The sequence below is a fragment of the Ensifer sp. M14 genome, assembly GCF_003355565.1.
Lineage (GTDB): Bacteria > Pseudomonadota > Alphaproteobacteria > Rhizobiales > Rhizobiaceae > Ensifer.
In genome coordinates this window covers 1,104,944-1,128,552 of record NZ_QJNR01000004.1, presented here as the reverse complement: position 1 = coordinate 1,128,552, position 23,609 = coordinate 1,104,944, and the positions used below count along the sequence as shown (strand labels likewise).

Genomic DNA, 23,609 nt, shown 5'->3' with positions numbered 1-23,609 from the left:
TTCTATCCCTGTTCGAACGCAGCCGAGACGCGCGCGGCACCCAGCCGTGTAAGACAGGAGCGCGCCGATTCGCCAGCGTCTTTGTTTTTGCGCACCAGGTCGGCCAGCCGTTCCAGCGCGGATTTCATTCCATTTTCATCGGTGTAGGCATTCGCGCCATCCTTCGCCGCCCCATTTACGACAAGCGCATATCCTGATGGCGCACCCACCAGCGTCAACCCCGACGCCTTCGGACGGGCGCAGCCCTTGAGACAGCCGGAGAGATGCACCGTCAGCGAGCCGTCGAAGAGATCCGGCACCGTTTCCACCCATAGCCGCGCCATTGCCTTGGTGTCCATCCATGCGGACGCGCAGCCGGTGCTGCCGGCGCAGGTGGCAATGTGGTTTCGCGGGTCGTCGCTCGCGATGCGGAGCCCCTGAGCCAGCGCCAGACGCTGGGTGATTGCGGCAGCTTCTCCTTCCAGACCCAGCACGAAGAAACCGTGTCCGGGCGCAAGCCGGATTTCTCGTGCCCCAAGCTCGGCGGCTTGCCGAAGAAACGCCATAAGACTGATCGCGTCGATCTGGGCAAAGGCGAGCCCGAGACCAAGCACAATGCCAGCCGAACCGAGATCGTGGATGCCGACGACCGAAGGTGTGGGCATCAAAGACAAAGCGATGCCGACACTCTCGGCGCTAGACGAACAGAACGCCTGAACCGCGCAAACGTCGAGATCACGGCCACGTGCGGCCGGACCGATGGCGGTCAAGGCTTCGAGAATCCGGATAACGACCGGTATCACAGCCTCGCTTTTGAGGACTCCGACGGGCTTCGCCGTCGAAGCGGTTCCGGCAAGCGACAGGCTCCAACAAATCTCGTCGCCGCGCCGAAAGGCCTGCAGGCGAAGGTCGGCAAGCGTATCGCCGAGATGGAACTGACCGCCGCCATCGACGATGATGCTAAGCTTCGGCGCGAGCCTCAAAGCGGCCCGCCGTGCGGCGATCTCCTTGCGCAGCGCGGCAGCGAGGCCCCGGGGGTCGGCGATCTCTTCCGGGTCGATGCCGGCAAGCGGCGGAGTCTCGATCGCGACGCCATCGGGAACCACGATCGCCGCCTCGCCGATCGCTTCGGCAAGGCCGGGGACGGTCGATGCCGTCAGCCCGCGGACCTGCACGTTGCCGCGCGCGGTAATTTCCAGAATGCCATTGCCGAATTGGCGGGCGGCCTTGGCGACATCAGAGAACTGCGAAAGTGTCAGGCTGCCGTCGAGCGGGCGCAGCCGCACCAACAACCCATCGCCTGTCGGCATCGGTGCGGCAAGCGACGGGCAGGCGCCACGACGCATGGCGGCGGCATCCGTTGTTTGCATTGTCGGCACGGCGCAACTGCTCATCGGCTTGTCTCGGTCTCTCCCAACGCTGGCCCTATCGTTGGGCCTCTTTTCACCAGACGCTATAGCACAGTGACCGACGTTGAGAGAGATCAAAGACGACGGGAAAAGCCGTGTGAAAGCAGGTGCGGGAGCCGCTATTCCTCGAAATCGGCACCCTTGCGCAGAAGGTAGATATCCATGATCCACCCCATGCGCTGGCGTTCCCTTGCGCGCGTCGCCAGGATCTCGTCCTTGACGTCGGCAAGGCGACCGGAGATGACGATCTCGTCAGGCGTTCCGAGATAGGCGCCCCAATAGATCTCCGCGTCCGGATCCTCGATCCGCTGGAAGGCCTGCTCGCCATCGAGCATGACGACAGAGGTCTGGCTGCGCTCGGGGAAGCTCTCGGACAAGCGGCGCCCGGTGGTGATCTCGACCGGCTTGCCAACCAGGTTCAGCGGAATGCGATGGCTGGCGCAAAGCGCCTGCAGACTGGTGATCCCCGGAAGGACGTCGTAGTCGAAGACGACCTTGCCCCGCGCCTTCACCCGCTCGACGATGCGAATGGTGCTGTCATAGAGCATCGGATCGCCCCAGACGAGAAAGGCGCCGATCCCGTCTTCCCCGAGTTCGCTGCCGATCAGGCGCTCGTAGATTTCGGCAATGCGGGCATGCCAGTCGTCGACGCTGCCGTCATAGCTGACACCCTCGGTGCGGCGGACCGGCACCGCGAATTCGACCGTGCGGCTGTCAGCGCGCGTCACGTAGCGCGCGCAGATCTCGCGGCGCACCTCGGCAAGCTCGGTCTTCTTCTCGCCCTTGGTCGGGATGAACAGCACGTCGGCGCGGTTGAGCGCGTTGATCGCCTGGACGGTCATGTGCTCGGGATTGCCGGAGCCGATGCCGATGATCAGAAGTTTTCGCACACGGCCCTCGCCTTTGTTATCTGCAGCAGATCAAAGTGTTGCAGTGTCTTTGGCGGATTGCCGATTGAGACACAAGGCCCGCCGGCGACACGCTGCCCGCCGTCGGCGTCACGGCTTGGCGGGCGCGTTTAAGATGCCTCCGGATTTTCGGGCAATGTCCAGTCGATCGGCTCAAAACCTTTCGAGACGAGGAACTCATTGGCCTGGGAGAAATGCCGGCAGCCGAGAAAACCGGAATGCGCCGAGAGCGGCGACGGATGCGGCGCCCGCAACACGAGATGGCGCGATCGGTCGACGAAGGCGGCCTTCTTCTGCGCGTAGGATCCCCAGAGCAGAAACACCACCGGGTGATCCGCCTCGTTGACGGCGCGGATGATCGCGTCGGTAAAGCGCTCCCAGCCGCGTCCCTGGTGCGAGGCCGCCTGCCCGCGCTCGACCGTCAGCACGCTGTTGAGCAGCAGCACGCCCTGCTTCGCCCAACTTTCGAGAAAGCCGTGGCGAGCCGGGGCGATACCGAGGTCGGTCTTCAATTCCTTGTAGATGTTGACGAGAGACGGCGGCGTGCGCACGCCCGGACGCACGCTGAAGCAGAGCCCGTGCGCCTGGCCATCGCCGTGATAGGGATCTTGGCCCAAGATGACGACGCGCACCTTGTCGAGCGGCGTCAGATCGAGCGCCCGAAAATACTCAGGCCCCCGCGGAAAGATCTGCCGCCCTTCGCTGCGCGCATTGACCAGGAACTGCTTGAGTTCGCCCATGTACGGGCTGGAAAATTCCGGCTCCAGTGCCGCTTTCCAGCTTTCTTCGAGCTTCACTGCCGTGTCCATACCGCCTCCGGTCCGTTGCATCCGCCTGTCGCCCGGGAATTTAGGCCGATCGCCCGCCACCGCAAGCATCAATCCCGCGACGAGCCGCTTGTTTCACGGCTTTTACTAGCGCTTTCGAGCAGCATTGTATTTCAATGGATACAACGCTAATCAGGAGGAGGTATCGTTATATCCTGAAGAATATCACGAACTTGATGGAGGCAAGAATGATGATGCAACGCAGACAATGGCTGAAGGGACTGGTGCTCGCTCTTGGCGTCGCCTTTACCGGCGCAACCTTTGCATCTGATGCCGCCATGGCCGAGGACAAGGTAACCGTCTTTGCCGCCGCGAGCCTGAAGAACGCGCTCGATGCGATCAACGCCGAATGGCAGAAGGAAAGCGGCAAGGAGACGACCGTTTCCTATGCGGCAAGCTCGGCCCTTGCCAAGCAGGTGGAACAGGGCGCACCGGCCGATGTCTTCATCTCCGCCGACCTCGCCTGGATGGACTATCTCGCTGAGAAAAAGCTGATCAAGGATGACACCCGCGCAAACCTGCTCGGCAATCGCATCGTTCTCGTCTCGGGCAAGGCGGATGCGCAGCCGGTCGAGATCAAGCAGGGCTTCGATCTGACAACGCTGATCGGCGACGGTCGCCTGGCGATGGGTGCGGTCGATTCCGTGCCGGCCGGCAAATACGGCAAGGCCGCCCTTGAAAAGCTCGGCGTCTGGTCGAGCGTAGAGCAGAAGGTTGCCGGCGCCGAGAGCGTGCGCGCAGCCCTGCTGCTGGTCTCGCGCGGCGAAGCGCCCTATGGCATCGTCTACCAGACCGACGCTGCCGCGGATCCGGGCGTCAAGGTCGTCGGCACCTTCCCCGAGGACAGCCATCCGCCGATCATCTATCCGATCGCGATCACCACGGACAGCAAGAACGCCGATGCGGCCGCCTATGTCGACTTCATCAAGTCCGACAAGGCAGCACCGCTCTTTGAAAAGCAGGGCTTCACCATCCTGAAATAACCGTCGCCTCGCCTGTCCAGAAACGGGCGAAGCATCTATCGTTCTCCAGCGCCGCGCGCACATCGCGCGGCGCTCTACATTTCGACCGGGGGTGACACGACTTTGGATTGGTTGGAGTTGAGCGAGGCGGAATGGACGGCGATCCTGCTGAGCCTGCGCGTGGCGACGGTGGCGATGGTCTGCAGCCTGCCCTTTGCGCTTGGCGTTGCCATGCTGCTTGCCCGCGGCCGCTTCTGGGGCAAGACGGCGCTGAATGGTCTCGTGCACATGCCGCTGATCCTGCCGCCTGTTGTCACCGGCTTTCTGCTGCTGCTTCTGTTCGGCCGTAGAGGACCTATCGGCGCGTTTCTGGCCGAGAATTTCGGCCTCGTCTTTTCCTTCCGCTGGACCGGGGCTGCCCTTGCCTGCGCCGTCATGGCCTTTCCCTTGATGGTGCGCAGCATCCGGCTGTCGATCGAGGCGGTCGACCGCAAGCTCGAGGATGCCGCGACCACGCTCGGCGCCGGGCCGATCTGGGTGTTCTTCACCGTCACCCTGCCGCTGATCCTGCCGGGCATCATCGCCGGCATGATCCTCGCCTTTGCCAAGGCCATGGGCGAGTTCGGCGCGACGATCACCTTTGTCTCCAACATTCCCGGCGAAACGCAGACCCTGTCGGCGGCGATCTACACGTTTACCCAGGTGCCGGGCGGCGACGCCGGCGCCATGCGCCTGACGATCATCTCGGTGATCATCTCCATGGCGGCGCTGATGCTCTCGGAACTGCTGGCAAACGCTGCCGCCAAGCGGACGGTTGCCGCATGAGCCTGCTCGTCGAAGCCCGCCACAAGCTCGGCGACTTCTCCGTCGACGCCGCCTTCACATCCGATGGCGGCGTCACCGCGCTGTTCGGCCGCTCGGGCTCGGGCAAGACCTCGCTGATCAACATCATCGCCGGCCTGATGAAGCCGCAAAGTGGTCGTGTGGTGCTCGACGGCGACATCATCGCCGACAGCGAACGACGGATCTTCACGCAGGTGCATCGCCGCCGCTTCGGTTATGTCTTTCAGGAGGCACGCCTGTTCCCGCATTTGAGCGTCGCCAGCAACCTTGCCTATGGCCGCTGGTTTGCCGGCAAGCAAGGAAAGGCAGCCGACACGGGACGCGTCGTCGATATGCTCGGCATCGGCCATCTGCTTGAACGCAACCCCTCGGCGCTCTCGGGCGGCGAAAGGCAGCGGGTCGCCATCGGCCGCGCCTTGCTTGCCGCCCCTCGCCTGCTGCTCATGGACGAGCCACTCGCCGCCCTCGACGACGCGCGCAAGGCCGAGATCCTGCCCTATCTCGAGCGCTTGCGCGACGATACCGGCATTCCGATCGTCTATGTCAGCCATTCCGTCAGTGAAGTCGCGCGTCTGGCCCAGCGGGTCGTGGTGCTGGAGGATGGCCGCGTGAAGGCATCGGGCGCTGCCGCCGACGTGTTGAGCGCGCCGGCAGCGACGGTTGCCACCGGCCGGCGCGAAGCGGGCGTATTGCTCGAAGGCGTTGTCGAGATGCACGATACCACTCACGACCTGACGACGGTGCGCGTCGGCGAGCGGCTTATCCGGGTGCAAGGGATCGACCTGGCGCCGGGGCATGGCTTGCGCCTGCACATCGCCGCGCGCGACGTCATGCTGGCGACGGTTCGCCCCGAGGGCATCAGCGCCCTCAACGTGCTGGAGGGAACGATCGTCGATCTGGTGGCGGGCGAAAACGGCAGCGTCGATGTGCGCATAGACTGCGGCGGAACGACGATCGCCGCGCGCATCACGACATTCTCACGCGATGCGCTGCAACTCCACCAGGGCAAACCGGTTCACGCCATCATTAAGTCGGTGGCAATCGATCACTGATCGGCGTCTGATCGGGATCACGAGCGGCTTCAAGCCAGGCGAGATCGTCGGCGATGGCCGCCCGCGCCTTTGCCTCCATCTCACGGTAGCGGCAGATCAGCGTTTCTCCGAAGGGCGTCAGCGCGGCGCCGCCGCCCTGTTTGCCGCCGCGCTGGCTTTCGACTGACGGCTCCTTGAACATCCGGTTCAATGCATCGACCAGCAGCCAGGCCCGGCGGTAGGACATGTCCATGGCCCGACCGGCGGCTGAGATCGATCCGGTTTCGCGGATGTGTTCAAGAAGCATGATCTTGCCGCGCCCAAGCCGGTCTTCGGGCGGGAAGTCGATGCGCAGGATAGGGCGAAGGTCGTCAGGGCGATCATTCATGCGCGAAACATAGAAGCTTGCACGGCAAATCGAAAGTCGGTTCGCGACCGAGCCGGGCCGATTTCTCATCGGTCGATGCAAGCGCCCGTCAAAGAATGAGAAAGGCCAAAATCAGGGCCTTGATCTGTCCGTGCCGACATGCACCGATGGCGTATCCGCAGTAACCCCCGCCTGAAAGCTTATCCCCCATGCCCGGCCCTCTTCTCGATGTCGTCGAAACCGATCAGATCCAACCAGCCAAAGCCGATGTCGTTATCGTCGGTGGCGGCATCATCGGCGTCAGCACTGCGCTGTTTCTCGCCGAACGCGGCATTGACGTCGTGCTCTGCGAAGAAGGCACGCCCGGAGCCGAACAGTCGAGCCGCAACTGGGGTTGGGTGCGCGTTATGGGACGCGACGAACGGGAGATACCGCTCGCGATCGAGGCGCTGAAGATTTGGGATACGCTCGATGCCCGGATCGGCGGTGAAACAGGCTTTCGGCGCAGCGGCATCCTCTACATCTCCGAAAACGAGACCGATATCGCCAACCGCGATGCCTGGCTGGCGATGGCAGAACCCTATGGCGTCGACACCAGGCAGATCGGGGCGGATGAAACAGAAGCGCTGATGCCGGGCGCAGGCATCCGCTACCTGGGAGCACTGCACACGCCGAGCGACGGCAGGGCCGAGCCGCAAAAGGCGGTGCCGGCAATCGTTGCCGGAGCAAGACGCGCCGGTGCCCGCATTCTATCGGGCTGCGCGGTGCGAGGTATTGAACGGAAGGCCGGCAGGATCAGTGCCGTCGTCACCGAAAAGGGCCGGATCGAAACATCAAGTGTGGTCGTGGCCGGCGGGGCCTGGTCGCGGCTGTTCCTCAAGGGCCTCGGCGTCCGGCTGCCGCAACTCAAAGTGCGCAACACCGTGCTCAGAACCAGTGCGGTCTCGGGCGGCCCCGAAGGTGCGGGCGCCACCGGCGCCTACGCCTATCGCAAACGGCTCGACGGCGGCTACACGATTGCCGATGGCGGCGCCAACCTGCACCCCGTCGTGCCCGACAGTTTCGCCTTCTTCCGCGAGTTCCAGCCGGCACGGAAGGCCGAGGGCGAATCCGTCCAGGTCGGGCTCAGCGCCCAGAGCTGGCGCGAACTTTTCGAGATCGGCACCGTCCCGCTCGATCGCCCCGGCGCCTTCGAGCACCGCCGGGTGCTGGATCCGCCGCCCGATCAGCACTCCGCGCTGCGCGCATTCGATGAAGCGAAAAAGGCGCTGCCCTCCCTGCGCGACGCGCGGGTACAGCAGGTTTGGGCCGGCCTGATCGACGTCACGCCCGACGCCATTCCGGTGATTTCGACGGTCGAGAGCCTGCCCGGCCTCGTCGTTGCCACAGGTTTCTCCGGCCATGGCTTCGGTATCGGCCCGGGCGCCGGGCACCTGGTCGCCGACCTCGTCACCGGCCAGAAACCGATCGTCGACCCCACGCCTTTTCGCCTGTCGCGTTTCTCCGATGGCACGCCGATCACCATCGCTCCACCGGTTTGAGCGACCGAACCAGAAGTCGTCACGCAAGAAAATTACGCGTGATGCCGATCGGAAATCGCTGCGGCACCAGCCGCAGCCACGGTCATGGCAGGAATCTGTCTTTCTTCTGTCGTAGGCATCCCGAGCCGCCGAAAGGCCTTCATAAGCCCCGGAACTCATGGCAGTCTGTGTGCATTCCCGTCGGGAGAACGGGGCTGAGGAGGAAGGCGTGACGATCCGGGGCGGAGGAGCCTGCGGGTACTCCCGCCCACTTTTGCCATGAGGCGATATCCCGTTTTCCCCGATATTTGCTGGTGCGCGTCGCGCACTCCGGAGGGAGGCCGGAAACCGCATGAGCGATCCCGATCGACTTAGCCTGCATGTCCCCGAACCGGCGGTCCGGCCGGGTGGCCAGCCGGACTTTTCCAACGTCAAGATCCCGAAGGCCGGGTCCGTTCCGCGGCCTGAGATCGACGTCGCTCCAGAAGAGATCCGCGACCTCGCCTATTCGATCATCCGCGTCTTGAACCGCGACGGCGAGGCGGTCGGCCCCTGGGCCGGACTTTTGTCCGACGATGAACTGCTCGCGGGCCTCAAGCACATGATGACGCTCCGCGCCTTCGATGCGCGCATGGTCATGGCGCAGCGCCAGGGCAAGACGTCGTTCTACATGCAGCATCTGGGCGAGGAGGCCGTCAGTTGCGCCTTCCGCAAGGCGCTGGACAAGGGCGATATGAACTTCCCGACCTATCGCCAGGCGGGTCTGCTGATCGCCGACGAATACCCGATGGTCGAGATGATGAACCAGATCTTCTCGAACGAGAGCGATCCGCTTCGCGGCCGCCAGCTGCCGATCATGTATTCCTCCAAGGAGCATGGCTTCTTCACCATCTCCGGCAACCTCGCCACGCAATATGTGCAGGCGGTCGGCTGGGCGATGGCGTCTGCCATCAAGAACGATACCAAGATCGCTGCCGCCTGGATCGGCGACGGCTCGACGGCGGAATCGGACTTCCATTCTGCCCTCGTCTTCGCCTCCACCTACAAGGCGCCGGTCATCCTCAACATCGTCAACAACCAGTGGGCGATCTCGACCTTTCAGGGCATCGCCCGTGGCGGGTCCGGCACCTTTGCCGCGCGCGGCCTCGGCTTCGGCATTCCCGCATTGCGCGTCGACGGCAACGACTACCTTGCCGTCTATGCGGTCGCCAAGTGGGCGGCCGAACGTGCCCGGCGCAACCTCGGCCCGACGGTGATCGAATACGTCACTTACCGCGTCGGCGCCCATTCCACCTCCGACGATCCGAGCGCCTACCGGCCGAAGACGGAATCGGAAGCCTGGCCGCTCGGCGACCCCGTCCTTAGGCTGAAGAAGCACCTGATCCTGCGCGGCGCCTGGTCGGAAGAACGCCACACCCAGGCAGAAGCCGAGATCGTCGACGCGGTGATCCAGGCGCAGAAGCAGGCCGAGGGCCACGGCACCTTGCATGCCGGCGGCAGGCCCTCGGTGCGCGACATCTTCGAAGGCGTCTATGCCGAGATGCCGCCGCATATTCGCCGCCAGCGCCAGAAGGCAGGATACTGATATGGCCAGAATGACAATGATCGAGGCCGTGCGCAGCGCCATGGATGTCGCCATGGGGCGCGACGACAATGTCGTCGTCTTCGGCGAGGACGTCGGCTACTTCGGCGGCGTCTTCCGCTGCACGCAGGGGCTCCAGGCGAAATACGGCAAGACCCGTTGCTTCGACGCGCCGATCAGCGAGAGCGGCATCGTCGGCACGGCGATCGGCATGGCGGCCTACGGGCTGAAGCCCTGCGTCGAAATCCAGTTCGCCGACTACATGTATCCGGCCTACGACCAGATCACCCAGGAAGCAGCCCGCATCCGCTACCGCTCCAACGGCGATTTCACCTGCCCGATCGTGCTGCGCATGCCGACCGGCGGCGGCATCTTCGGCGGCCAGACGCACAGCCAGAGCCCGGAAGCGCTGTTCACCCATGTCTGCGGCCTCAAGGTCGTCGTGCCGTCCAACCCCTATGACGCCAAGGGCCTGCTGATCGCCTCGATCGAGGACCCCGATCCGGTGATGTTCCTGGAGCCGAAGCGGCTCTATAACGGCCCCTTCGACGGCCACCACGATCGCCCCGTCATCCCCTGGTCGAAGCACGATCTCGGCGAGGTGCCGGAGGGCCATTACACGATCCCGATCGGCAAGGCGGAAGTCCGCCGCAAGGGTTCGGCCGTCACGGTCGTCGCCTATGGCACCATGGTGCATGTGGCGCTGGCAGCCGCCGAAGAGACCGGCATCGACGCCGAGGTGATCGACCTTCGCAGCCTGCTGCCGCTCGATCTCGATGCCATCGTGCAATCGGTCGAAAAGACCGGGCGCTGCGTCGTCGTGCATGAGGCGACGCTTACCTCGGGCTTCGGCGGCGAAATCGCCTCCCTCGTCCAGGAGCACTGCTTCTACCATCTGGAAGCCCCGGTCGTGCGCGTCGCCGGCTGGGACACACCCTACCCGCATGCCCAGGAGTGGGACTATTTCCCCGGCCCGGCGCGCGTCGGACGCGCGCTCGTCGAAGTGATGGAGGCCTGAGCATGGGCGAATTCGTAATCAAGATGCCGGATGTCGGCGAAGGCGTGGCCGAGGCCGAGCTGGTCGAATGGCATGTGAAACCCGGCGATCCCGTGCGCGAGGACATGATCCTCGCCGCCGTGATGACCGACAAGGCAACAGTCGAAATCCCCTCGCCGGTCAACGGCACGGTAATCTGGCTCGGCGCCGAGATCGGCGATACGGTCGCGGTCAAGGCGCCGCTGGTGCGCATCGAAATCGCCGGCGAAGGCGCCAATGCGCCTGCAGCCGAAGAAAAATCGGCGGCCAAGGCGGAAGACAAGCCTTCGGCAAAAGCTGAAACTCCCGCCGCACAGCCGAGCCAGCCGGCAAAGGTCGAGGCGAAGGCAGAGGCGAAGACGCCCGCACCGGCCAGGAACGGCGTACATGTGGCACCCGAGCGGCTGGAAAAGGCGCTGGCCTCGCCGGCCGTGCGCCAACGCGCCCGCGAAAGCGGCGTCGACCTGCGCCAGGTGACCGGCACCGGCCCTGCCGGCCGCATCACGCATGACGACCTCGAACTGTTTCTGGCTCGCGGTGCCCAGCCGGTAGCAGCGCCGGCCGGCCTCGCGCGCAAGACCGCCGTCGACGAGATCAAGGTGACCGGCCTACGCCGCCGCATCGCCGAGAAGATGACGCTGTCGACCTCGCGCATTCCCCACATCACCTATGTGGAGGAGGTCGACATGACAGCACTTGAAGACCTGCGCACGATGATGAACCGCGATCGCAAGCCGGATCAGCCGAAGCTGACGATCCTGCCCTATCTCATGCGCGCGATGGTCAGGGCGATCGCCGATCTACCCGGCGTCAACTCCACCTTCGACGACGGCGCCGGCATCATCAGCCGTCACCACGCCGTGCATATCGGCATCGCCACGCAGACGCCGGCGGGCCTGACTGTGCCGGTCGTGCGCCACGCCGAAGCGCGCGGCATCTGGGATTGCGCCATCGAGCTCAACCGGCTGGCGGAAGCGGCGCGCACCGGCACCGCGACCCGCGACGAGCTTACCGGATCGACTATCACCATCTCCTCGCTCGGGGCACTCGGCGGCATCGTCTCGACGCCTGTCATCAACCACCCGGAAGTCGCGATCGTCGGCGTCAACAAGCTGGCGGTTCGCCCGGTCTGGGACGGCACGCAGTTCGTGCCGCGCAAGATCATGAACCTGTCGTCGAGCTTCGATCACCGCGTCATCGACGGCTGGGATGCGGCCACCTTCGTGCAGCGGGTAAAAACCCTGCTCGAAACGCCGGCACTGATTTTCGTGGAGGCGTGAGGCGATCATGAAGGAAATTTCCTGCAAGCTGCTCGTCATCGGCGCCGGCCCTGGCGGCTATATCTGCGCCATCCGCGCCGGCCAGCTCGGCGTTGATACCGTGATCGTCGAGAAGGCGAAGGCCGGCGGCACCTGCCTCAATGTCGGCTGCATCCCTTCGAAGGCGCTGATCCACGCCGCCGACGAATTCCATAAATTGCGCTCGGCCGCCTCGGGCCGCAGCCCGCTCGGCCTGTCGCTCGCCAACCCGACGATCGATCTCGCCCGCACCGTCGCCTGGAAGGACGGCATCGTCGGCCGGCTGAACGGCGGCGTCACCGGCCTGCTGAAGAAGGCCGGCGTCAAGGCCGTCATCGGGACGGCTCGTTTCGTCGACGGCAAGACCGTCGATGTCGAGACCGAGACCGGCCTGCAGCGCATTCGCGCCGAAGCGATCGTCATCGCCACCGGCTCGGCACCGATCGAGCTTCCCGACATGCCCTTTGGCGGTTCGATCATTTCATCAACCGAGGCGCTGTCGCTGAAGAGCGTGCCGGCAAGCGTCGCCGTCATCGGCGGCGGCTACATCGGGCTGGAACTCGGCACCGCCTTTGCCAAGCTCGGCGCTCATGTCACCGTGCTCGAGGCGCAGACGCGCATCCTGCCGCAATATGACGCCGATCTGTCGAAGCCGATCGCCAAGCGCCTCGGCGAACTCGGCATCGAGGTCTTTACCCAGACGGTCGCCAAGGGGCTCTCGGCCGACGGCAGGAGCCTGCTTGCAGAGCACAATGGCCGCCCGATCGAGGTGCCGGCCGAAAAGGTGCTGGTGACCGTCGGCCGCAGACCGGTGACCGACGGCTTCGGGCTAGAGGAGATCGATCTCGATCGTGCGGGAAAATTCATCCGCATCGACGATCAGTGCCGCACCTCGATGCGTGGCATCTATGCGATCGGCGACGTCACCGGCGAGCCGATGCTGGCGCACCGCGCCATGGCACAAGGCGAAATGGTCGCGGAGATCGTTGCCGGCAACAAGCGCGCCTGGGACAAGCGCTGCATTCCTGCCGTCTGCTTCACCGACCCGGAGATCGTGACCGCGGGGCTTTCGCCGGAGGAAGCGCGCGCCAGCGGCATCGAGATCAAGATCGGCCAGTTCCCCTTCCAGGCGAACGGCCGCGCCATGACGACGTTGTCGGAAGACGGTTTCGTGCGCGTCGTCGCCCGCGCCGACAACCACCTGGTTCTCGGCATCCAGGCGGTCGGCCACGGAGTGTCGGAACTTTCGGCAAGTTTCGGTCTGGCGATCGAGATGGGCGCGCGGCTGGAAGACATCGCCGGCACGATCCACGCCCATCCGACCCAATCGGAAGCGTTTCAGGAAGCGGCGCTCAAGGCGCTGGGACACGCACTGCATATCTGAGCGGCGTACCGGTGAAATAGCGCCCACCAGCGCTAACCGTTGCCTTTTGCCGTATGGGAGAAAGACATGAGCAGAACTGATCCGATCGTCATAGTGTCGGCCGCGCGCACCCCGATGGGCTCCTTTCAGGGCAGCCTGAAAGATCTGACCGCACCGGAAATCGGCGCCATAGCGCTCAAGGCAGCACTCGACCGCGCTGGCCTTGACGCTGTCGACGAGGTGCTGATGGGCAATGTACTGCCGGCCGGCATCGGCCAGAACCCGGCGCGCCAGGCTGCTCTTGGCGCCGGCCTTGGCAAGGAAACGCCTTCGACGACCATTTCCAAAGTCTGCGGCTCCGGCATGAAGGCCCTGATGCTCGGCCACGACGCGCTCCTTTCGGGCAGCGCGTCGGTGCTTGCCGTCGGCGGCATGGAGTCGATGACCAACGCCCCATATCTGTTGCCGAAGGCGCGTGGCGGCTTCCGCTTGGGGCATGGCGAGGTCAAGGATCACATGTTCATCGACGGTCTTGAGGACGCCTATTCCGGCCGGCTGATGGGCACCTATGCCGAAGACACGGCCGAACACTACCAGTTCTCGCGCACCGATCAGGACGCGTTTGCGCTTCGCTCGCTGGAGCGCGCCAATCGGGCAGCCGAGGATGGTTCCTTTGCCGAGGAAACGGTGGCAGTCAGCGGCGCCGGCAAGCGGCAGACCGCTAATCTTGATCGCGACGAGCAGCCGACCAAATCGGATCCGGCAAAGATCCCGAAGCTGAAAGCCGCTTTCCGGGATGGCGGCAGCGTGACGGCCGCCAATTCGTCGTCGATCTCCGACGGGGCTGCGGCGCTGATCTTGATGCGTGCAAGCGAGGCGGAAAAACGGGGGCTCACGCCCCTTGCCGTCGTCGCTGGCCATGCCGCGCATGCGCAGGAACCGGCCTGGTTTACCACCGCACCGATCGGCGCGATCGACAAACTGATGGCCAAGCTTGCCTGGGAGAAGGGCAGCGTCGGCCTTTACGAAATCAACGAGGCCTTCGCCGTGGTCGCGATGGCCGCAATCCGCGATCTCGGGCTTTCCGACGAGATCGTCAACATCAACGGCGGCGCCTGTGCGCTCGGCCACCCGATCGGCGCCTCTGGCGCCCGCATCATCGTGACGCTCCTGCACGCCATGCGCGCCAAGAACGTCAAGCGCGGTATCGCATCGCTCTGCATCGGTGGCGGCGAGGCGACAGCGGTCGGGCTGGAGCTGTTGCAATAAAGTTTGAGCGCTGCCGGTCGAACCGGCAGCGCTCATCGTCTCGCGGGTGGGCTACTGCTCGGCCCGCCATTTAATGCGCGTCGCGATCTTTCAGATTCGCTTGGCGCGCTTTAAGGTCTTGTTTTCACGCATGTCGTTATCGCAAAACCGCGGCACACTTTTGCGCGCCATGCTTTAGCCCATGCGCTCGGAGGCGTAAGAGCCGGGGCTCGCCGGGAAGACGACGACGCGATTGCCGTTGATGAAACAACGGTGGTGGATATGGGCGTGAACGGCGCGCGCCAGCACCTGGCTTTCCACGTCGCGGCCGATCGACACGTAATCCTCGGCGCTCTGGGCATGGGTGATGCGGGCGATGTCCTGCTCGATGATCGGACCCTCGTCGAGATCCTCGGTGACGTAATGCGCCGTGGCGCCGATCAGCTTAACGCCGCGCTCATAGGCCTGCTTGTAAGGGTTGGCGCCCTTGAACGATGGCAGGAAGGAGTGGTGGATGTTGATGATCCGGCCCGACATCTTCTTGCAGAGCTGGTCGGACAGAACCTGCATGTAGCGGGCGAGCACGACGAGATCGGCATCCGTCTGCTCGACGATCTCCAGCATGCGGGCTTCCGCCTGCGGCTTGTTGTCCTTGGTCACCTTGATGTGGTGGAAGGGGATGTCGTGGTTGACGACCACCTTCTGGTAATCGAAGTGGTTGGAGATGACAGCGACGATATCGATCGGCAGCGCCCCGATCTTCCAGCGATAGAGCAGGTCGTTGAGGCAATGGCCGAAACGCGACACCATCAGCACCACCTTCATGCGCTCTTCGCTGTCGCGGATCTCGCAGGTCATGTCGAAGCGCTTGACGACAGGCGCGAAGCCTTCCCTCAATTCTTCGATCTTTGCGCCTTCCTGGCTGATGAAGGTCAGCCGCATGAAGAACAGGCCGGTCTGCAGATCGTCGAACTGCGAACTGTCGGTGATGTAACAGCCTTTTTCAGCGAGATAACCGGTGATGGCAGCAACGATGCCGCGGGTGGACTTGCAGGTGACGGTCAGCACATAGCTTTTCATCGGTATCTGTCTCTCGCTCCAGAGGTTTTTCCGGCCCCCCTTATACGGCCAGTCACCGCGAAAACTAGCGCGACCTTTGACCGCCTGTCGATCCATTCGCGACATCGGCTGGACGGAACCGGCCAGACGGCGACGGAGCGGCTTGGCAACGGGGGCTCAGACGGCTAACGCGGGGTGCAGTCAGGATGGGCGCGGGCAAAGGCGTCGATCTCGGCGCAGCGCTGATCGATGGCGACGAGTTTCGGGCATGCGGAAAGATCGACGTCCCAGCGGCGGGCGTTGTAGACCTGCGGCACCAGGCAGAAATCCGCCATCCCGGGCGTATCGCCGTGGCAGAAGTTGCCCGTGGCTGGGTGGTCAAGCAGGCGCTCGAAGGCAACCAGCCCCTCGCCGATGAATTTGCGCATCCAGTCGCGGCGCGCCGTCTCGCCATCCGCGGCATTGGCCATGACGTAGGTCACGACGCCGAGGTTGCAGACGGGATGAATGTCCATGGCGATGGCATAGGACAACGCACGCACGCGCTGCCGTCCGGCAGCGTCATCGGGAAGGAAGCCAGTCTTTTCCCGTGTTTCCGCCAGATACTCGATGATGGCGAGCGATTGCGTGAAACGCTCGCCATCGATGTCGAGCACGGGCAGCAACCCTTGTGGATTGCGGTCGAGGTGTTCCGCCTGGCGATGGGCCTTAGCCAGCAGGTCCACCGGCACCGAACGATAGGGCTCTGCGAGGCAGTTGAGCGCAATGCGAACCCGGTAGCTCGCCGAGGACCGCCAATAGTCAAAAAGTACGGTCTCGTTCACGCCCTGCCCCTCGTCCCGCTCAATGCCTGGCCTTCAAGCCTTTTCGTAAGGCCCGACCGACTGTTCGATCGCCCCGAAGATCGAGTGGCCGGCCTTGTCCTTCATTTCGATGCGCACGGTATCGCCGAAGCGCAGGAAATGCGTCTTCGGCGCGCCGCCGACGATCGTCTCGATCATCCGCAGCTCGGCAATGCAAGAGTAGCCGGAGCCGCCTTCGGAGACCGACTTTCCGGGGCCGCCATCAAGCTTGTTGGAGACCGTACCCGAACCGATGATCGTGCCTGCAGCAAGCGGCCTGGTCTTGGCCGCGTGCGCAATCAGCTGGCCGAAATCGAAGGTCATGTCGACACCGGCATCGGCCCGACCGAACGGCTTGCCGTTGAGATCGACATGAAGCGGCAGATGCAGCTTGCCGCCGTCCCAGGCATCGCCCAGTTCGTCCGGGGTTACTGCGACCGGCGAGAAGGCCGACGATGGCTTCGACTGGTAGAAGCCGAAACCCTTGGCGAGTTCGGCCGGGATGAGGCCACGCAGCGACACGTCATTGACGAGCATCACCAGGCGGATGGCGGCGCGCGCCTCCTCGATCGAAGCGCCCATCGCCACGTCGTCGACGACGACGGCGATCTCGCCTTCCATGTCGACGCCCCAGCTTTCATCCGCCATCAGGATCGGATCGCGCGGCGCGATGAAGCTGTCGGAGCCGCCCTGGTAGATCAGCGGATCGGTCCAGAAACTCGCCGGCATCTCGGCATTGCGGGCCTTTCGCACCAGCTCGACGTGATTGACGTAGGCAGAACCGTCGGCCCACTGATAGGCACGCGGCAGCGGCGAAAGCGCATCGTGTTCGTGGAAGCGGATCGTCGGCTGCGCGCCGGTCTCGATGCCTTCGGCAACGCGTTCGAGCCGTGGGCCTGTGTGTTCCCAGTCGTCGAGTGCAGCCTGCAGCGTGCGGGCGATATGCCCGACCTCGGAGCAGCGGGTGAGATCGCGGGAGACGACCGCGAGTTTTCCATCACGCGAGCCATCCTTGAGTGTCGCCAGTTTCATGCAATCCTCCCTCTACGCAGACGATTCGTCCGCAAGTTCCACAACAAGGCCGTCAGACGCGATCGTCAAGGCACCAGCCCAGCTTTTGCGCGTGGCCGCGGTCCAATCCGCCTCGCCGATCGAAGGGTCATCGGCCGGAATGAGATGGTGCAGCACCAGCCGTCCGACGCCAGCGGCCGCAGCGATTTGACCGGCCTCCTCGGCAAAGCTGTGGCTTGCCAGCAGATGTTCCTTCAGCCGCGCGCCGTTGCCGGTGCGCGCCACCAGTCGGTCGACCCCTTCGGCCAGCATTGCCTCATGCACGAGGATGTCGGCACCAGCAGCAAAATCGGCGAGCGGTGGGAAGTAGGCGGTGTCGGCCGAAAACACCACGCTCGCGCCCGCATGGTCGAACCGCAGCGCGAAACAATCGGTGACCGGCGGATGATCGACGCGCAGCGCCGACACGGTCAGGCCGCCTTCGGTCCATACGGCGCCCTCGCCAAACTCGATGATGTCGACAAGGTCGCGCAGATCGGGTCGGCCCTCGTCGACGATGCGGATATCGATGTCGAATTTCATCGCCTGCAGGAAACCGTGCCAATAGTCGCGCGTTCCCGGCGGGCCGAAAATGCGCACGGTGGTCGCAAGACCGGCGGTCCAGGCGGTGTGGATCAGCGGCCCGAGCTCAAGCACGTGATCGGAATGCAGATGGGTGATGAAAACAACATCCAGCACCTTGAGATTGACGCCGGCATCGGTGAGGCCGCGGGTAACACCGAGGCCGCAGTCGACGACGATGGTGCGGCCACCGATCTCAAGCAATGACGAGGTCGGCGAAGGGCCGCCCGGACGGATCGCCGGACCACCCTTGCTGCCGATGAGGACCAGTCGTGTCCTCAAGACCAATCGCCTTCCGGCGTGCCGTTGAAGCGCTTTTTAAGGTCGGTCCAGCAATCGATATAGTTGTCCTGCAACGTCTCCAGTTCGGCGGCGAAGCGGGTCAGCTGCTGCGGGAAGCGGGTCTCGAACATGAAGGCCATCGTATGGTCGAGCTTGACCGGTTTCAACTCGCTATTTGTCGCTTTCTCGTAGCCGGTGGCATCCGGCCCATGGGCCAGCATCATGTTGTGCAGGCTCATGCCACCGGGCACGAAGCCTTCTTCCTTGGCATCGTAGCGGCCATAGATCAGGCCCATGAACTCGCTCATGATGTTGCGGTGGTACCAGGGCGGACGGAAGGAATGTTCGGCCACCAGCCAGCGCGGCGGGAAAATGACGAAGTCGATGTTTGCCGTTCCCTCTTCGCCCGAGGGCGCCGTCAGCACCGTGAAGATCGACGGATCGGGGTGGTCGAACAGGATCGCGCCGACAGGCGAGAACGTCCTCAGATCGTATTTGTAGGGCGCATAATTACCGTGCCAGGCGATGACGTCGAGCGGCGAATGGCCGATCTCTGTCACGTGGAAAGCGCCGCACCACTTCACATGCACGCGGCAGGGCATTTCCTTTTCTTCGTAGGCCGCGACCGGCGTCTTGAAGTCGCGTGGATTGGCAAGGCAATTTGCGCCGATCGGCCCACGGTCTGGCAATGTGAACTTGGCGCCGTAGTTCTCGCAGAGATAGCCGCGCCAGACCTTTTCCTCGCCAAGGCGGGTCACCTTGAACATCGTACCGCGCGGCACAAGGCAGATTTCCGAGGGTTCGACATCCATCTTGCCGAGCTCGGTGAACACCTGGATGGCGCCGCATTCCGGCACGATCAGAAGCTCGCCGTCAGCATTGAAGAAATAGTCGTCGACCATGTCGGCGTTTAAGGCGTAGGCGTGCGCGGCCATGCCGCCCTGCGTCAGCGCGTCGCCCGCCGTCGTCATGGTCCGGATGCCTTCAAGGAAGTTGAGCTTCTCCGAAGGCTCCGGCAACGGCCCCCAGCGCAATTGCCCGAGCGCCAGCGAATGATCGGCCACATGCGGCGCGGTCTTCCAGTGCGGATAGTCGATCTTCTGGAACCGCCCGGTGTGGCGCACGCTCGGGCGAATGCGGTAGAGCCAGGAGCGCTCGTTGGTGCCGCGTGGCGCGGTAAAGGGCGAGCCGGAGAGCTGCTCGGCATAGAGACCGTAGGCGCATTTCTGCGGGCTGTTCTGGCCCTGCGGCAGGGCGCCGGGCAAGCTTTCTGTCTCGAAGTCGTTGCCGAAACCCGGCATGTAATCGAGCGTTTGACCCGCCGCCGACCCGGCGCCCGCCTGCTTCTGTGCCTTGTCCAACATCACCTGAACCTCCTCCTCTGGCGCCTGCCCCGCCGACGATCACGGTTGATCTCGGAAGACCACGGCACGTTCAATGCGTGTGCGCGCCAGTCCCAATCCTGATGGACGGCGGCGCGCTACCGACCTATTAGTTGCAATCGTAACTATCGATTTTGTAACTATCAAGGATGCCACAGATGGCGGCCGATGGCTTCGAGCTCAATGCGTTCCTGCCTTACAGACTGAACCGCGCGGCCGAGTTCGTTGCCGTGCGCTTCGCCGCCGAATACAAGGCACGCTACCAGCTGACGCGGCCCGAGTGGCGAACGCTGGCAGCGCTTGGAAGCTCCGCCCGCGCCATGACGGCAACGGATGTCGGCACCCACTCGGCCATGCACAAGACCAAGGTCAGCCGCGCCGTCTCTGGCCTGGAGGAGCGGCGCTGGCTGAAGCGCAGCGCGAACCAGGACGACCGCCGGCTGGAACATCTGGAACTGACCAAGGCCGGCCGGACCGCCTACCGCGAATTGACAGACCTCGCGAGCGCCTATCAGGCGCAACTCAATGACCTGATCGGGGCCAGTGGCCTGAAGGCGCTAAGCACTGGCCTTGAAGCGATCGAGCGGGCGATTGACGCGGCAGAGAAGCGCTCTTCCCGCAGCTGAACCTTACGCCAACCTCAGCCGGTATCAGCCTTTCATGCGTTCCGGAATCGGTACGCCCTGAAAGCTTTTGAGGGTATCGAGCACGATCGACGTCTTGACGTGCTGAACGCTGTCATGCGGCAAGAGCACATCGTTGACGAAGCGCGAAAGGCCGGCAAGATCGGGTGTCACTACCCGCAGGTGATAGTCCATCTCCCCGGTCAGCGCGTAAGCTTCCAGAACCTCCGGCAGGCTGGAGATCAGCTTGCCGAAACGCTTGGCGTTGTCGCGGTTGTGGGTGGCGAGCGTCACCGAAATCACCACCATCAGGTCGAGCCCGAGCTTCTGCCGGTCGATCTGCGCCTGATAGCCGGTAATGAACCCCTCGGCTTCCAGGCGGGTGCGGCGCCGCGAGCATTGCGAGGGCGAAAGGGCGATGCGCTCCGACAGCTCGTTGTTGGTGAGATGCCCGTCGCGCTGCAGTTCGCTGAGGATCTTGAGATCGAACCCGTCAAGCTGCTCCATTCATGCATCCTTATACAGCATTTCGCACGTTTCGTGCGGCATCCTGCCCAAAACACGCAAGAATACAAGCATCATGCATCGGATTTGCGTCATACTCCAGCAAAGTTTGGAGGCCAGAGCGATCTGGAGAACTTAAATAGAGGAGACTTCCGATGGGCCCGTTCCCACATGATGCTCCGCCCGCAACGATCACGGCGGAAAACCCGGCCGGCACGGATGGCTTCGAATTTGTCGAATTCGCCCACCCGGAGCCGGAGAAGCTCGCAGAGCTCTTTACCCGCATGGGCTACAGCCCTGTCGCGAGGCATAGAACCAAGAACATCACCGTCTGGCGACAGGGCGACATCAACTACATCCTGAATGCCGAGCCGGGTTCGCATGCCATGCGCTTCGTCGACGAGCACGGCCCCTGCGCCCCGTCGATGGCCTGGCGCGTCGTCGATGCCAGGCATGCCTTCGACCACGCGATTTCCAAGGGTGCCGTCCCCTACGAAGGCACCGACAAGTGTCTCGATGTGCCGGCGATCGTCGGCATCGGCGGATCTCTGCTCTATTTCGTCGAGACCTACGGCGCCAAGGGTTCGGCCTATGAGGCGGAATTCGATTGGACCGGCGAGCGCAATCCGAAGCCGGAGGGCGTCGGCTTCTATTATCTCGACCATCTGACGCACAACGTCTATCGCGGCAACATGGACAAGTGGTGGGCCTTCTACCGCGAGCTGTTCAACTTCACCCAGATCCATTTCTTCGACATTGACGGCCGCATCACCGGCCTCGTCAGCCGCGCGATCACCTCGCCCTGCGGCAAGATCCGCATTCCCTTGAACGAGTCCAAGGACGATACCAGCCAGATCGAGGAATATCTGCGCAAGTACAAGGGCGAAGGCATCCAGCACATTGCCGTTGGTACGGATGGCATCTACGACGCCACCGACAAGCTGGCGGCCAATGACCTGAAGTTCATGCCAGGTCCGCCGGAAACCTATTACGACATGTCACACGCGCGTGTGCATGGCCACGACGAACCAATCGAGCGGATGAAGAAGCACGGTATCCTGATCGACGGAGAAGGCGTGGTGAACGGTGGCATGACCAAGATCCTGCTGCAGATCTTCTCCAAGACGGTCATCGGACCGATCTTCTTCGAGTTCATCCAGCGCAAGGGTGACGAAGGGTTCGGCGAGGGCAATTTCCGCGCCCTGTTCGAATCGATCGAGGCAGACCAAATCCGTCGCGGCGAACTTGGGCCGCAGGCCGCCGAGTAGCCCGGACAGCGCCTGCGTTGTCTTGCAGTGGCGCTTTTCTCAATCCGATAAAAGCCTCTCGCCCGCTGGCGAGGGGCTTTTTGGTATAGGCCTCGTCACGGCCCTCAGTTCGTGGCGTCGTTGACCACACGCCAGTTCGGTCGACCGAGCTCATGCGGCCATTCATGCACGTCCCGGTCATTGAAATAGACGACCTCGGCCAGGTTTGGGAAATCCGGGTCGGGTTGTGTGGCCGTGTCGATCCAGGACTGTATGTAGGGTTTGCCGCCCTGCCAACCGAGCTCGGCGACCCAGATCGGCTTGTTGTATTTGGCGACAAGATCGTAGCCGGGTTTCAGCGCCTGCTTGAAGGTCTGCGGACCGCCATGCTCGATCGCGTCGTACGGTTCGAGACCGAACACCGAAAGTCCGACGAGATCGACATAGTCGTCACCCGGATAATATTCGCCGAGGTTCGGCAAACCCTTGGGCGACCACATCAGCTGCGCGTTGGGGACGCGCTTGCGCACGATATCCATCGCGTGTCGGTAGGCCTTGACGTAGTCCTGCGGCACCCATCCGGCCCAGGAGAACCGTCCGGAGGTGTCTTCCATCTCCTGCCCCCAACGCACGATGACAGGGCTCTTCAACTCTGCCAGCATGGCGGCGATCGCTTCCATGTTGGCGTCGTAGTCGCCCGCGAGCGTGCGGTCGCGCAGCTGAGTGGGCGTCAGCTTCCAGTCGAGAGACCAGGACCAGGGCTCGATGGTGACCAGGAGCTTGCGCTTGCGCTGAAGCGCGTAGGCGTCAGCCATGCGCAGCGATTCCAGATCCACGTCTTCCCATGGCAGGAACAGATGCTCCGTCGAAACATCGGCCTGGTCGCCGAAATCGCCGTGCGGATCGTAGGCGCCGAACCGCGTTCCGCCAGGGTGAATGACGGGGCGCTTGTCGGCCATTGTCTGCGTCTGACCTGCACTGCCATTGGCGGCAAGATCGGCCTTCTCCTGTGCCAACGCGGATACGAGACCTGCGCCGGACCCCAGATGAAGGGCGAGCGCTGTGCAGAGGGCGAATGCCAATTTGCGTTTCATGTCATCCTCCTGTGGGGTTGCGACCGCTCTTCTTGACCAGGAATTGGTCCTTCAGGCGCAACGCCTTTTCCGTGATTGCGTCGGAAGCGACGAGCTTCCTGTATTCGTCGCCGGGCTTCGGCTTGGCATGCTTGAAGACGTACCACTCGCCATTCGGTACGCGTCGCTGGTAGATCGTGTCGCCGATCTTGCTGTGCCCGAAGCAGGTGCGCGCAGGACCGGACCCGTCGGCTGCCGTCCACCTTGCCTGCATGCACATCATGCCGAGGTCACTGACATACCAGCTGCCTTCCGCAAACGAGCGCTTGCCCTTGTCGTCGACGAAGGCGACGAGCTTCCTGTCATGCGCGTTAAAGCGAGCGCCGCCCGTCGGCCATTGCCAGGTCTTGTTCCGGTAGATGGAATAGACCTCGTAGGCGCTGAGCGGGATCGGCTTGATCTCCATCTTCGCCCTGGCCGGTTGCGCGCCCGTATAGGCCGCGAAGGCTGCGAGAGGCAGCAGAAGCGGCAGAAGCAATACATTCATGGACCGTTTCATCACTTTTTCTCCTCGCTTGAGGGGCATTTGCGG

23 protein-coding genes are annotated in these 23,609 nt (G+C 63.6%); 11 read left to right on the top strand and 12 right to left on the bottom strand.

Going from position 1 to position 23,609, the window contains the following annotated elements:
- Window positions 1-2: 2 nt before the first annotated feature.
- The 3 genes from cobG to ung form a co-directional block, all read right to left on the bottom strand.
- A complete protein-coding gene (gene cobG / locus BLJAPNOD_RS05400) occupies window positions 3-1,373 on the bottom strand; it encodes a precorrin-3B synthase (RefSeq protein ID WP_077504871.1) in 1,371 nt (456 codons plus the stop codon).
- Window positions 1,374-1,507: 134 nt separating this feature from the next.
- Entirely contained in the window at window positions 1,508-2,278 is a 771-nt protein-coding gene (gene cobF / locus BLJAPNOD_RS05395) for a precorrin-6A synthase (deacetylating) (protein WP_115419157.1), read from the bottom strand.
- Window positions 2,279-2,406: 128 nt separating this feature from the next.
- On the bottom strand, window positions 2,407-3,105 hold the full coding sequence (gene ung, locus BLJAPNOD_RS05390; protein WP_115419156.1) for a uracil-DNA glycosylase: 699 nt from the start codon (window positions 3,103-3,105) through the stop codon (window positions 2,407-2,409).
- A gap of 206 nt (window positions 3,106-3,311) precedes the next feature.
- Here ung and modA point away from each other — a divergent pair, with 206 nt between their 5' ends.
- The 3 genes from modA to modC all read left to right on the top strand — a co-directional run bounded on the left by modA (window position 3,312) and on the right by modC (window position 5,980).
- On the top strand, window positions 3,312-4,106 hold the full coding sequence (modA, locus tag BLJAPNOD_RS05385) for a molybdate ABC transporter substrate-binding protein (protein WP_115419155.1): 795 nt from the start codon (window positions 3,312-3,314) through the stop codon (window positions 4,104-4,106).
- A 102-nt stretch (window positions 4,107-4,208) separates the two neighbouring features.
- Complete coding sequence (modB, locus tag BLJAPNOD_RS05380) at window positions 4,209-4,910, top strand: molybdate ABC transporter permease subunit (protein WP_077504874.1); 702 nt, start codon at window positions 4,209-4,211, stop codon at window positions 4,908-4,910.
- Window positions 4,907-5,980, top strand: a complete 1,074-nt coding sequence (gene modC, locus BLJAPNOD_RS05375; protein WP_115419154.1) for a molybdenum ABC transporter ATP-binding protein — start codon at window positions 4,907-4,909, stop codon at window positions 5,978-5,980. The genes modB and modC overlap by 4 nt, the downstream gene beginning before the upstream one ends.
- Here the strand turns inward: modC and BLJAPNOD_RS05370 are convergent.
- A complete protein-coding gene (locus BLJAPNOD_RS05370) occupies window positions 5,955-6,347 on the bottom strand; it encodes a winged helix-turn-helix domain-containing protein (protein ID WP_199565899.1) in 393 nt (130 codons plus the stop codon). The two genes, modC and BLJAPNOD_RS05370, sit on opposite strands and share 26 nt — an antisense overlap.
- 188 nt (window positions 6,348-6,535) lie before the next feature.
- On the opposite strand from BLJAPNOD_RS05370, the gene BLJAPNOD_RS05365 reads away from it, so the two are divergent.
- The 6 genes from BLJAPNOD_RS05365 to BLJAPNOD_RS05340 all read left to right on the top strand — a co-directional run bounded on the left by BLJAPNOD_RS05365 (window position 6,536) and on the right by BLJAPNOD_RS05340 (window position 14,394).
- Window positions 6,536-7,867, top strand: coding sequence for an FAD-binding oxidoreductase (locus BLJAPNOD_RS05365; RefSeq protein ID WP_115419152.1), 1,332 nt, complete (start codon window positions 6,536-6,538; stop codon window positions 7,865-7,867).
- 331 nt (window positions 7,868-8,198) lie between these two features.
- Window positions 8,199-9,431, top strand: coding sequence for a 3-methyl-2-oxobutanoate dehydrogenase (2-methylpropanoyl-transferring) subunit alpha (locus BLJAPNOD_RS05360; RefSeq protein ID WP_077504877.1), 1,233 nt, complete (start codon window positions 8,199-8,201; stop codon window positions 9,429-9,431).
- 1 nt (window position 9,432) lies between these two features.
- Window positions 9,433-10,446, top strand: a complete 1,014-nt coding sequence (locus BLJAPNOD_RS05355) for an alpha-ketoacid dehydrogenase subunit beta (protein WP_077504878.1) — start codon at window positions 9,433-9,435, stop codon at window positions 10,444-10,446.
- 2 nt (window positions 10,447-10,448) lie between these two features.
- Window positions 10,449-11,744 carry a dihydrolipoamide acetyltransferase family protein gene (locus BLJAPNOD_RS05350; protein WP_115419151.1) on the top strand — a complete coding sequence of 432 codons (1,296 nt, stop codon included), beginning with the start codon at window positions 10,449-10,451 and terminating at the stop codon, window positions 11,742-11,744.
- A 7-nt stretch (window positions 11,745-11,751) separates the two neighbouring features.
- Complete coding sequence (lpdA, locus tag BLJAPNOD_RS05345; protein ID WP_115419150.1) at window positions 11,752-13,146, top strand: dihydrolipoyl dehydrogenase; 1,395 nt, start codon at window positions 11,752-11,754, stop codon at window positions 13,144-13,146.
- 66 nt (window positions 13,147-13,212) lie between these two features.
- On the top strand, window positions 13,213-14,394 hold the full coding sequence (locus tag BLJAPNOD_RS05340; RefSeq protein WP_077504881.1) for an acetyl-CoA C-acyltransferase: 1,182 nt from the start codon (window positions 13,213-13,215) through the stop codon (window positions 14,392-14,394).
- A 174-nt stretch (window positions 14,395-14,568) separates the two neighbouring features.
- On the opposite strand, the gene purU is transcribed toward BLJAPNOD_RS05340, so the two are convergent.
- From purU to hmgA, 5 genes are all read right to left on the bottom strand, one after another.
- Entirely contained in the window at window positions 14,569-15,453 is an 885-nt protein-coding gene (gene purU, locus BLJAPNOD_RS05335) for a formyltetrahydrofolate deformylase (protein ID WP_077504882.1), read from the bottom strand.
- A gap of 164 nt (window positions 15,454-15,617) precedes the next feature.
- The gene (gene maiA / locus BLJAPNOD_RS05330) at window positions 15,618-16,256 is read right to left on the bottom strand and encodes a maleylacetoacetate isomerase (protein ID WP_115419149.1); all 639 of its coding nucleotides are present in this window, start codon (window positions 16,254-16,256) and stop codon (window positions 15,618-15,620) included.
- 33 nt (window positions 16,257-16,289) lie between these two features.
- Window positions 16,290-17,306 (bottom strand): fumarylacetoacetate hydrolase family protein, encoded by a 1,017-nt coding sequence (locus tag BLJAPNOD_RS05325; RefSeq protein WP_077504884.1) that lies wholly within the window; start codon window positions 17,304-17,306, stop codon window positions 16,290-16,292.
- A 12-nt stretch (window positions 17,307-17,318) separates the two neighbouring features.
- A complete protein-coding gene (locus tag BLJAPNOD_RS05320; RefSeq protein ID WP_115421145.1) occupies window positions 17,319-18,188 on the bottom strand; it encodes an MBL fold metallo-hydrolase in 870 nt (289 codons plus the stop codon).
- Entirely contained in the window at window positions 18,185-19,552 is a 1,368-nt protein-coding gene (gene hmgA / locus BLJAPNOD_RS05315) for a homogentisate 1,2-dioxygenase (protein WP_115419148.1), read from the bottom strand. Before hmgA ends, BLJAPNOD_RS05320 begins: the two co-directional genes overlap by 4 nt.
- 176 nt (window positions 19,553-19,728) lie before the next feature.
- On the opposite strand from hmgA, the gene BLJAPNOD_RS05310 reads away from it, so the two are divergent.
- Complete coding sequence (locus tag BLJAPNOD_RS05310) at window positions 19,729-20,196, top strand: MarR family transcriptional regulator (RefSeq protein WP_115419147.1); 468 nt, start codon at window positions 19,729-19,731, stop codon at window positions 20,194-20,196.
- Between the two features lie 24 nt (window positions 20,197-20,220).
- On the opposite strand, the gene BLJAPNOD_RS05305 is transcribed toward BLJAPNOD_RS05310, so the two are convergent.
- Window positions 20,221-20,700, bottom strand: a complete 480-nt coding sequence (locus BLJAPNOD_RS05305; RefSeq protein WP_077504887.1) for an Lrp/AsnC family transcriptional regulator — start codon at window positions 20,698-20,700, stop codon at window positions 20,221-20,223.
- A 152-nt stretch (window positions 20,701-20,852) separates the two neighbouring features.
- Here BLJAPNOD_RS05305 and hppD point away from each other — a divergent pair, with 152 nt between their 5' ends.
- Window positions 20,853-21,965 carry a 4-hydroxyphenylpyruvate dioxygenase gene (gene hppD / locus BLJAPNOD_RS05300; protein ID WP_115419146.1) on the top strand — a complete coding sequence of 371 codons (1,113 nt, stop codon included), beginning with the start codon at window positions 20,853-20,855 and terminating at the stop codon, window positions 21,963-21,965.
- Between the two features lie 104 nt (window positions 21,966-22,069).
- On the opposite strand, the gene BLJAPNOD_RS05295 is transcribed toward hppD, so the two are convergent.
- Both BLJAPNOD_RS05295 and BLJAPNOD_RS05290 read right to left on the bottom strand, forming a co-directional pair.
- Complete coding sequence (locus BLJAPNOD_RS05295; protein WP_115419145.1) at window positions 22,070-23,038, bottom strand: glycosyl hydrolase; 969 nt, start codon at window positions 23,036-23,038, stop codon at window positions 22,070-22,072.
- 1 nt (window position 23,039) lies between these two features.
- Window positions 23,040-23,576: a DUF995 domain-containing protein gene (locus tag BLJAPNOD_RS05290; protein ID WP_256372306.1), complete on the bottom strand. Its 537-nt coding sequence runs from the start codon at window positions 23,574-23,576 to the stop codon at window positions 23,040-23,042.
- Window positions 23,577-23,609 lie beyond the last annotated feature (33 nt).